The sequence below is a fragment of the Nitrosomonas communis genome (assembly GCF_900114745.1).
Classification (GTDB): Bacteria; Pseudomonadota; Gammaproteobacteria; order Burkholderiales; family Nitrosomonadaceae; genus Nitrosomonas; species Nitrosomonas communis_A.
The window spans coordinates 1-8,021 of the sequence record NZ_FOUB01000103.1; the positions used below are offsets into that span (position 1 = coordinate 1).

Annotated in this window: 6 protein-coding genes and 2 pseudogenes; 1 reads left to right on the plus strand and 7 read right to left on the minus strand. The window is 43.0% G+C overall.

From position 1 onward, the window contains the following. Together BM122_RS19445 and BM122_RS26640 are read right to left on the minus strand one after the other, a co-directional pair. The coding region (locus tag BM122_RS19445; protein WP_218152175.1) for a hypothetical protein at nt 1-484 on the minus strand (484 nt) is incomplete at its 3' end. Beyond that, nucleotides 481-2,475, minus strand: coding sequence for a hypothetical protein (locus tag BM122_RS26640; protein ID WP_074907152.1), 1,995 nt, complete (start codon nt 2,473-2,475; stop codon nt 481-483). The genes BM122_RS26640 and BM122_RS19445, both read right to left, overlap by 4 nt. 329 nt (nt 2,476-2,804) lie before the next feature. On the opposite strand from BM122_RS26640, the pseudogene tnpA reads away from it, so the two are divergent. Continuing rightward, nucleotides 2,805-3,047, plus strand: a pseudogene (tnpA, locus tag BM122_RS19455) (IS200/IS605 family transposase); the annotation flags it as partial. A 1,699-nt stretch (nt 3,048-4,746) separates the two neighbouring features. Here tnpA and BM122_RS19465 read toward each other — a convergent pair. The 5 genes and pseudogenes from BM122_RS19465 to BM122_RS26370 all read right to left on the minus strand — a co-directional run. Beyond that, a complete protein-coding gene (locus tag BM122_RS19465; RefSeq protein WP_074907155.1) occupies nt 4,747-5,055 on the minus strand; it encodes a hypothetical protein in 309 nt (102 codons plus the stop codon). Nucleotides 5,056-5,611: 556 nt separating this feature from the next. Continuing rightward, on the minus strand, nt 5,612-5,749 hold the full coding sequence (locus BM122_RS24505) for a transposase (protein WP_218152176.1): 138 nt from the start codon (nt 5,747-5,749) through the stop codon (nt 5,612-5,614). A 297-nt stretch (nt 5,750-6,046) separates the two neighbouring features. Then, nucleotides 6,047-6,283 carry a hypothetical protein gene (locus tag BM122_RS24510; RefSeq protein ID WP_074907157.1) on the minus strand — a complete coding sequence of 79 codons (237 nt, stop codon included), beginning with the start codon at nt 6,281-6,283 and terminating at the stop codon, nt 6,047-6,049. Nucleotides 6,284-6,468: 185 nt separating this feature from the next. Further along, entirely contained in the window at nt 6,469-6,816 is a 348-nt protein-coding gene (locus tag BM122_RS24515) for a hypothetical protein (RefSeq protein WP_074907158.1), read from the minus strand. A gap of 914 nt (nt 6,817-7,730) precedes the next feature. Further along, nucleotides 7,731-7,919 (minus strand): annotated as a pseudogene (locus BM122_RS26370) (IS3 family transposase); the annotation flags it as partial. Nucleotides 7,920-8,021 lie beyond the last annotated feature (102 nt).

Consider the following 8,021-nt stretch of genomic DNA (forward strand, 5'->3'; position numbering starts at 1 on the left):
CCACCTTGTCATAAACAAACGGGGAGAAGCACCATTCGTAAGGGGTGGTGGCATGGCGGTTCAGTAAATCTTTATTGATCGTTAAAACAGTCGGTTCGCCAACGCCGTCCTGTACGGTGATCGCTACGGTTGCAGCTCTAAGCCCTTCCAGCATCACTGCGTTAATACGCCTGCCTGGTTTAACCGTTACAGTCACTGGGGATAATCCCTTGCTTGGATTTCCCTGGTTCCAGTCGAACATTCTGAACCGGTTTGTATAACCCTTCAGGAACCACTTGTCAGGTGAGGATGCAGGCGGGTTATTGTTATTGCCAGCGACCAGAGATTTGTACACCAGGTGGCTATCGGTAGTAATCACACTGACCTCAGCATCTTGCGCGTAGGTGGTACCGGAATTCCAGGCGGGTTCCGCTGCCGCAGGCTCAGCGATCGTGCTACTGACAAAGCGCGCATCGGTGATATCAATCGGAATAAATGCTTTCATGTCGTTTTAGTCCTGAGTGCCGTGCCGCCTTGTGTGACAGAATCGAGCTTGTTAGACGTGCGCCGGGTGTATTCACGCACTTGCTTTATCTCTTCGTACAGCACTTCACGCAGTAAGCGCAATTCTGCAACTACATCTTCCTGACTCTGCGTTCCAGATTGATTGTTATTGGTCTTTGTGGGATTGATTGTTTCAGCTATCGGAGCTGGGCCAATATCCCTACCGATAAAGCCGCCATCAGCAAAACCGGATGGCTTGCCCTCTTTACCTGCTTGATGCAGTCTATCCAGCGTATCAAGACCGATGCTCTCTACCGCCGGGGCTGAGAATACATATTCCTGGCCATGTACGATGCCGACCGGCTCATCTGTGCTAGTATTGCCGGTATAGCCTCCACTTGCAAAGCCGCGATTCAGCTCTACACGTTGCAACTCGCGTACACGGTCAAAGATGGATTTGCGCGTTATCTCACTGTTGAATATTGATCTGCTGTTACCTGAGAATAGAGCACGCTCGGTTAGCCGGTCTGTTGATTTATCAGAGTCAACGCGCTTTGCAAGCTGATCAAAAGACCGTACTGAAGTCAGAATATTTTTATCATCAATCCTGATGAGGTTGCGTATATCTGAAACGCTGCTGACATTATCGATTGCTGAGTTAATATGACTGATGTTTGCCCGGCTGAGAAGATCACGTTTAGCTTCGCTCGATACCGTCCTATTCTCAAAAATGTGCTTAGCATTAATAACATTTTCAAGATTGCTTATGCTGTTCGTATCATTTAACGAATTCAGTGCATTAGCTGTTTCCTCTATTTTTGAGATTGATTTTTGCTTGCTCTCAATTTTTCTGATTGATTCATGCGCATTCGTCAACTCGCTAGCGATATCATTTTCTACCTTTCTTTTATCAAACAAGCTGCTGGCATCAATGATGTTTTTATCCGTATTGATACGGTTAATATCGGAGCGGTTGATGATATTCTGCGCGCTGACCAGCCCGCCAGTTGCATAACCTTCCGGCTCGCCTCGTTTGGCGGATTCGTGCAATTGATCAAGCGTGCCTACCCCAAGGTTTCTGACTGCCTCCTGGCTGAATACATATTCACCTGCGTGAACGATACCTGCAGGATCGTATTTGCCGCCAGGCCCGGTGAATCCGCCCTCTGAATATTGGCTGAGCCTGCCCAGTCCTAATGATTCAGTATAGGCATTAATTTCATCTATGCTGTATCCTGTTGCCTTAGCAATTTCAGATGCCGTGGCCCCATATTGGAAAGCATCCTTTGCTGCCTGCTCGTTATTACCACCATAATTCTGGAAGTAGTTATTAACATCGTTTTGGTCAAATCCGCGCTCTAGCGGAGCTAACCCATTATCGCTGGTAAAAGTATTAATTGCCGATACCGGGATACCGGTTACCTGGAGCGCCGTGACGCCATTGGCAATAGCAGCATTGTACTGGTCCATATAATCCGGATGTGCGGCGATGTAGGCGGCAACCTCAGCATTGCTTACGCCAGAGAAACTCCCGATGCTCCCGCCTCCACTAGCGTTTGAAATTGCAACCTGGAAGTTTCTCAGCGCATCGGCAATACTTTTGGTGTTTTTTTCAATTCCATCCAGAAACCCGATCTGTGTTTGAGCATCTTCCAGAATCTTGTCCAGCCGCGCCATCTCTTCCGCAAAACCATCCTCAAGCGCCTTTTTAGAATCTTTCAATGCATTGAGTGATCGTTCTTCTGTGCTCAACTGATCATCGGTCAGTGCACCCAGCTCACCCAACATGCTAGCTGTCTTAGCTTGCTCGAATGCAAAATCAAAGCTGCTGATAAAGCCGGAGGTTGATTGCTGGCTCAGCACGTCCAGTGCATCACGGATATCTTCAATATCCGGTAATCCACCGCCTGAGCGGGCAGTATCAAGCGCAGCTTCAATCTGAGCTTTAGCCTCACTCTGACTGCCAAATTGCAGTAAACCACAACTTACCATAAGCTTTACTGAACCTAATTCGGTCCAGCATCCGCTTCACAACCTCATGCCTCCCCATACTGTTATCTTTTTATTAATAAAGCGAAGCTCAAAATCCACGAGGATCCTCCGGAAGAAAAACGCTCATGAATCAAACTACCTTAACTTAGCAAATTATCCTTGTTTTTAAGAACTTATTCTAATAGCTTCCATTAGAAAACCTCCTAATGGAAAATCTGGGTTAAAGTCTCACTGCCTCTAATAAGATCATGCAGCTGAATAAACGAGGTAATCCCCCGGCTTTGCGGGGGGACTATTAAAGGTTTGACCGTGTGATGCGGTCACCCTGATTGTGCATTAGTATTCCGCCGAAGTACTCGGTATCCCACATAGTAAGATATATCAAAGGGAAAATTGCGATATCGATTGTGCGGAGATTGATGGGAAAAACAAGGAATTTTACAGGTGAGAGTTTTTGGGCACGTGGTTATTTTGTATCCACGGTGGAATTAGATGAAGAGATGGTCAGAGAATATATTCGACATCAAGAGAAAGAGTATGAACACTATGACCAACTCAAGCTGGGTATATGAGGCCACCTTTAGGTGGCACCAGCTTTTTGCCCCTTTGAGGGGCTAACAAAAATAAGCCTCCGGCTTTGCCGGAGGTAATTTAACTAAAAGTTTTCTTGACTTTCAGCAATAATCCACAATATTTTTAAAAAAACTCAAACATCAATCGAAATCGCTTTAATAATCAATACGAAATAACAAGCTATTGATTCTTAGAAATATTATTATGTGTTTAAAATTTAATCGAGCCAGAAAAAAGCCATTGCAAATAATTATCTTAGCTTTGGTATTTACAAATTACACACAAACTTATCCACAGAAATTGTGGACAATTATCTATTTAGTTAACGAAACTTGAAGCAATTATTTAATGTTATAAATGACTATGCAGCCAATTTGCTTCCTTTATTCAGACCGCAGTTGGAATTTTATCTGTCCAAGTTAGGAAAGTTAAAGACAGATAACATCGATTAAATATAGCCTGTGAAGGAAAAGTAAGATACAAAAAGGCCGCGTATCAATGGTTGATATCGCGGCCTGCTTTGTTGGTTCTTTGTTGGTTATTCGTAACTTGAGTACTTTTTAAATAAATGTTAGGTTAGTTTAATTTAGAGTATATCGCTTCTTCATTTATTAAACCGAGATCTTGTTTTTTTCCATCTCGCGCCATTTTCCGATGAAGGGTAGCTTCTTTTAAATTCTCTTTGATAGAATCTTCAAGATATCTCATATTAGCCAAGGTGTGCGACTGAAGATCTTGCCCTCTTGCCCATAATAATTACTATGATCTTCGTATTCTTCAAATAGCTCTTTCTGCGCTTCGAGTGTTACTTTCATTGCATTAGCCACCTCTTCATAATATTTTTAGCTACAGCATCATGATTGCTAGAGTTTATGGCACGCTGCTTAGTACTATAAAACTCATTACTTTGAACGCTCCCTAGTGGGTTGATTGGTGCACAGCCGGTTAAGAAGCTAAGTATCAAAACCATCATCAAGAAAGTTAGCTTTTTTATCATAACATCTCCATCAACTTACTTTAATTTAACCCCCATTTCTTTATTTAAGATTTTTGCCAAAAAATAGTGAATTATTAGTTAATTAAAAATAACCATGCTATAAATACGTTCTTTATAGGAACCAAACTAATGATCAATTTAGTTCTCCAACATAGCGCTTTACTTAATAGGCCGAGATGATTTATCTTATTATTAATCATAATAACTTTATGGTTTTTAATAAATTAACCCTATCCATCACATCATTATTTATTTTCAAAATATATACTACAACCCTTGATCTGTTAATAGCTGAATTAGCGACCGAGAAAAAGATTGCATTTGAATAGTTTGGCAAGTTTATAGTTGCAAACATTTGAGGATTCATATTTAACAACTTGATTTTATTTTTTAAGAGAAAAAACGATCTTCTGAGTAAAGCAGCGATCTAATGACACAAGAAATATTGTTACTAATTGGAAGCAGTAAATGAAGTGCGGTAGTCCCCGATACATTCATTAGAGTATTTATGGAATATCTTCATATAACAATAAGTTACACATAAATATCTCACGAGAATAAGCAGCCTACATATAGAGCATAGAGCATTTACATGAACCAGCACCATTTGGGCGCGATTATTGCCGCCCGTCTTCAGTGAGCGAAGAGCACTTGCGCAAGCGCGGCTTTAGATTGTCGATGTGGTCTACATTCTCTTGTCATCAATAACCCGATTTAGTCTGGGATATGTCTTTATGATGTATGGACAAGCCATCCATGTACGCGAACAGCGCACCGAACACTATCAAGATATCATGAATCATCATCTTCCATGCCAGTGTCTTGTCATTAGTGGTCCAGCGCCACCCAGCTACCACCGCGGCCTTCCCTGTTGTGGTGAGGACCATATTGAGTTCTTCGGCTTTGTTACTGACATTGACAAAGGCTTTTAACAATTCGATGGCAGCGATCGCCACAATCGTTGCGATAACCTTGGCTTTCCTTCTTAAAAATCGACCTTTCCCATCCATTCATGTCTCTCTTCGAGACTGGCGGTATCAATAAGTAAAGAAATAATTCTGGAGCAGTAAGTTTTAGACTGATGGTTATTTTGCTGATACTGTGCGCAAGCATGGAGGTGATACAAAGATAGCAAGTTATATAAAAAATCAGGGCCAGGAATATATTAAGCTTTATGAAGATAAGCAGATGAGGCTATTCCAAGCACAGACTATAATACCCTGCAGCTTGCTGCGGGGATACTTTTTCAAAAGTATAGCCAGCTGTGATTGGATTGTTAATGCTGTTTCTATTGAAAATTAGTATAATGTGAGTTCGGCATAAAAATTATGCCCACTACACAGCTGGAAGAGCCTGAGAAAATCTAATATTAAGGAAGGGTTTCTTCTCGTGGAAGGTAGAAACTACTAGACCGCTATCAAATTAACAAAGAAGATAAATGGGCTGCGATGGTGGGGATGCTCGATTTACGAGATGTTTTTCAATTGGTCATTGACAATTTCAATGAGTTTGTCAAACAAGTAATAGTTTGTTTTTCATGTCCTTGCGCACCTTGGTAAAGAGGAGTTACACGCCTTGCTCCTGGAGTGGCTCAAAGAGTGGTTGTGAAATATAACCACGGTTACCCAATAGCTTCCCGCATGAGGAGCGCGCCAACTCCAGTACCGGATTACGGTCATCGACGTTATCTGCTGTGATTTTCACTCCCGGCAATGCTCTTTGGTTATTGATTAATAGAGCCGCTGATATCTCAACACCTGGCCCAGATAATAGGAATTAAATGCCCGGTAACACGATAGGTGAAACACCCTACGGTTGTCATGATTTCACATTGACACAGCTGCCCTCGCCGCCGACGCCACTTCAGTGACAATCCCAACAAGCGCTGCTTCCACCACGGTTCAAACCTCTGACAAAAGTCGTCAATCGCACAAAAATCGCTATAGCATCTATCGGAACCTGAACATCCCACTTAATTTTCAAGCGATTTTTGTAATCTGTTTACCGGATTTCGCATTTTCTACCTTGCTTGGTCATTGACCAGATGACCCGTACCAAATGGCTGCCTAGAGCTCGAATTGCTTGATTGTGTTTTTTCCCTTCGGCACGCTTTTTGCCATAATACTCACGCGATGACAGAACACAGGCAATATGCCGCGCTACTGTCACCACCATGGCCGCTTTGGCTCTGGAAGTGAGAAAATACAAAAACCAAAGATTGTTTGCCTCTCCTGTCATTGTGAACAGTCCAGGTCAGACTGCGTGAAGATCAGCTTGCAGCCGATGGACGACGCGCACCCGCTCCGCTGCCAGAGCTGTTTGCGCCGCTGGGTGATTCGCTTCAGTTTGTCATTTTCTAGCAGTGTCAGAGCAATTTCCTGTAATGCATTCTTGGCCAGTGGCAAATGCTCGGAGAGTTGAAATCATTCGAGGATGCTACATACATCGATGGCATCGGTTTTAGCCGGGGTTGGGAAGATTTCTTTATAGAGGACAAGCTTAAGATTGTTGACGCTACACAAGCCGTAGCCATGGCGGCGAATAGAGCCATCCAGTGGGCGCGCCCATCCATTGAACCCTTCCATTGCCACGGCTACCGGTAATGGATAGTGCTGGTCAACTGCTTCCACGCGGCGAAAGAATTCGTCAAAACTGCATGCATATTGGATAATATCGAACTCTTCAAGAACCTTACCATCCGGCAGCCCAAACGCTACCCAGTGACAAGCACTGCCAACCTCAATGGCAACGCGAATTGAGAAAGGGCACATCGTTGACTCCTTGGAAAGTTAAACCATTGGATTAATCATCCAAACGTCTCGTCTACTCTCAGAGCCACGATCATTTGACTGGTAACATCTCAGAAGGCGTGTTGGGTGATGCGGATGACAGGGGCGGCATTTCAGTGCCGAATTAATCGGAATTATCCACAACGGACATCTTGAGCCACATCCTCATCAAAAAGTTATGCTACGCTTCTTGATAACGGCTATCGTCCACAAATCCAATGGTAGACACCTCTCGTGATGAAGCCCTTTTCCAATATAGCTTCATCATAAGGAAATTAGGTTCTTCTTACTGCTTTTTATGTCGAACTCACGTTAGTCAACTCAATATAAAAAATAATTCCTTGTATCTCGACACGTCCGATGCATCGCATGCGTTTCTGAGTAGGTGGGCGGCGACGAAGCATGAGTGGCAGATACCCCACGAGAAACAGGAGAGCAAGAACCTGAAAAAGCTGAAAATCTTCTATCCTAACTCCCCCTTCCCCAATTTCTTAGAATTTCAGATTTTCAGTATTTCAGGGCTCGCTCCTCCACCTTCTATATCAACCGATGACCTCCAGAATGCTCTGACCCTCGGGGTGATCCATCCTGCTGACATGAGAAATGGTGTAAAAGACTATATTGCAGAGCAGGAGAGAAATGTATTGTACTGAAGTACATAATGTAAATTGCAACATTCCACTGGCGTGCAAAAAATATAACCAATCTCATATAAATTGTTTATAAGTTATAGATAACATATCTGATATCATTTTGCCGTAAGCTATTATCTGTTCGAGAGAAGAAAGACCTTACCATCGCACAAGTGGCCAAGCGTTTTGGTGTAGGGGTCGCCAGTGTGACGCTTTGGATCAAAACTCCCGATCCCAGAACAACCCGCAACAAACCTGTAGTGGTCAAATAAAATCGGACACTTTGCTAAGATTCTTCTCAAATTCTAATGGTGACATATTCCCAATGGCTGTATGAATGCGATGGGCATTATAGTAAGCAATATATGTTTGTATATCGTTTTTAGCAGAATCTCTAGTTTGATGAGCATTGCCTGTTAACCATTCACGTTTCAGACTGCCAAAGAAGCGTTCTGTAGGAGCATTGACGCTCCTATGTCAAGTAATTGCAGCAGCATCAGATAAATCTGCGAGAATAAGCGGATACAATTCACGAACAATGTAACGCTTCAGGCA

Bases quoted from the DNA above. Each gene is read 5' to 3' on its own strand.
- BM122_RS26640 (WP_074907152.1), bottom strand. From the start codon at position 2,475: ATGGTAAGTTGTGGTTTACTGCAATTTGGCAGTCAGAGTGAGGCTAAA.
- BM122_RS24510 (WP_074907157.1), bottom strand. From the start codon at position 6,283: ATGACAGGAGAGGCAAACAATCTTTGGTTTTTGTATTTTCTCACTTCC.
- BM122_RS19465 (WP_074907155.1), bottom strand. From the start codon at position 5,055: ATGGATGGGAAAGGTCGATTTTTAAGAAGGAAAGCCAAGGTTATCGCA.
- BM122_RS24515 (WP_074907158.1), bottom strand. From the start codon at position 6,816: ATGTGCCCTTTCTCAATTCGCGTTGCCATTGAGGTTGGCAGTGCTTGT.